The sequence below is a fragment of the Gordonia sp. (in: high G+C Gram-positive bacteria) genome, assembly GCF_012515855.1.
In the GTDB taxonomy this organism is placed as follows: Bacteria; Actinomycetota; Actinomycetes; order Mycobacteriales; family Mycobacteriaceae; genus Gordonia.
The window spans coordinates 1-2,121 of sequence record NZ_JAAYXO010000028.1 but is presented as its reverse complement, the minus strand read 5'-3'; the positions used below and the strand labels follow the sequence as shown (position 1 = coordinate 2,121).

The 2,121-nt window shown below is 67.3% G+C and carries 2 protein-coding genes and 1 pseudogene; all 3 read right to left on the bottom strand.

Features of this window, described 5'->3' with window-relative positions; all coding sequences use genetic code 11:
* Nucleotides 1-691 (bottom strand): sulfotransferase (locus GX543_RS01805; protein ID WP_290849419.1); only part of this gene is annotated, 691 nt, incomplete at its 3' end.
* Entirely contained in the window at nucleotides 684-1,466 is a 783-nt protein-coding gene (locus GX543_RS01800; protein WP_290849418.1) for an SDR family oxidoreductase, read from the bottom strand. The genes GX543_RS01800 and GX543_RS01805, both read right to left, overlap by 8 nt.
* 10 nt (nucleotides 1,467-1,476) lie before the next feature.
* A pseudogene (locus tag GX543_RS01795) lies at nucleotides 1,477-2,121 on the bottom strand (hypothetical protein); the annotation flags it as partial.

Genomic DNA, 2,121 nt, shown 5'->3' with positions numbered 1-2,121 from the left:
TCGGGTTCTTGAGCACCCAGCGCTTGTCCGGGTCGTTGGCGCCGATCAACTGCAGGTTGCGACGATGCCGGGCGTACGCGGGCGTCCAGTCCTGCTCCGCGAGCCACGCCGAGTACGACGGAATGTGGGCGAGCGACTCGTACGAGATCGACATCAGCGACTGCCGCAGCAGCTGCCAGCACTCCTCCACCTCGCCGGCACTCATGTAGTGCAGCCCCATGAACTCGGGATTCTCGACATGATGCTGCGACAGCCCGGCGTCGATCTGCGCGAAGACCGGGTTGTCGGCCCATGTGTCGCGCGGAGGACGCGGCTGCGGGAACTCCGTGAGCCACATCTCGAGCCCCTGGTGGCCTGGATCTGCGGCCAGCAGCCGGTGCAGCGCCGTGGTGCCGGTGCGCGGGAGACCGGTGACGAAGACCGGCCGAGTCACCGACACGTCGGCGTAGCGCGGGTTGTTCTGCCACCCGGCCTCGCTGAGCAGCCGCGCGATCAGCGCGCCCTTGAGGAAGTAGCGGAACATCTTGCTGCCGGTGGGCGTCAGACCCGCCTCGTCGCGATACGAGTCGAGGAGGACGCGAAGACCCTCGCGGTAGTCGTCGTCGCCGAAGTCACTCAGGCCGACGGTCCGTGTCGCCGACTCGTGCAGTTCGTCGACCTCGCCGACCGAGGTGCGCTGAGCGCTAGTCATGGTATTCACCGCAATTCACGTCGAGGGTGTGTCCGGTGATGGCCCGGGCCATGTCGGACGCCAGGAACAGGACCGCGTCGGCGATCTCGTCCGGCTCAGGCAGCCGCTTGAGGTCGCTGCGCGAGGCCGTCTGCTTATACACCTGCTCGGGCGTGATGCCGTACTTCTTGGCGACCTCGCCGAAGTACCACTTCAGCTGGTCGTCCCAGATGTAGCCGGGCGCGACGCTGTTGACCCGAATTCCGTCGCCGCCGAGCTCGGTGGCGAGAGTCTGCGACATCGCCAGCAACGCACTCTTGGCGATCTTGTAGCTGCCGTAACGCGGCTCGGAGTGTCGGATCACCATCGAGTTGATGTTCACGATCGCGCCGTTCGCCTCGGCCAGGGCCGGGGTGAACGCCTTGATCACGCGCAGCGCGCCGAGAACCGTGAGGTCGAGACTCGAGGCGATCTGCTCGAAGTCCGTACGCGCCAGCGGCTTCATCGACGGCAGCGCGAAGGCGTTGTTGACCAGGACGTCCACCCGGCCGAACTCGCCGACGGCACTCTCGACAAGGGCGGCGACCGCGGCATCGTCGGTGATGTCGGTCGGCACGGTGAGCGCCTGGCCGCCCGCGTCGCGGATCTCGCCCGCGATCTCGTCGAGGCGCGAGGCGGTCCGTGCCGCGAGCACCACGCGGGCGCCCTCGGCTCCGGCCCGGACGCAGACCGCGCGGCCGAGCGCCGGTCCCACTCCCGAGACGACCACGACCTTGCCGTCGAGCAGTCCTGTCATGGGTGAGCTCCTATCCCAACATGCGGCGGGCGAAGGCACGCTGGCGCACGGCGATCCGTGCGGCCCAGCCTGCGGCATCGATTCGGTTGTCTTCGTAGAACGGCAGATACGACCGCACGTCGGCGTCGTCGACGACCACCGCCGTGGGTCCTTGCTCGGGCGTGATCGGCTGGTCGATGCGCTGCCACCGGAACTGCAGGATCCCGCGCCGCCGACCGGTGGTCTCGATCCAGTTGGCGACGCCGGGATCGTTGGCCGCGATCACCATGCGGATCATGCCGTCCGGATCCACCTGCGCCTGGGCCGAGTTCAGCGAGGTCTGATGGTTCACGTAGTCCAGCGAGATATACCACATGCTTCCGAGCTGAAAGCCCTGATAGGGGGCGTCGGACTTGGGCAGGGTGACGACCATCGACGTGCCCGCGGGAAGGTCGTAGTGGCCGACCGACGAGAACTGAGTGGACAGTCCACCGGGAGTGGAGCGCGGCGCGGTGAAGGTGTTGACCGGCTCGTCGAGATAGAACCACTTCGGGAAGTTGAACCAGGTGTTGATGCGCGCGGTCAGCATCTTGGCGGCGATCGCGTAGCGCTTCGCGACCTTCTCCGAGTCGGGCTCCTGGGGCACGGTGCCGACGGTGTCGACGCGCTCGATGGT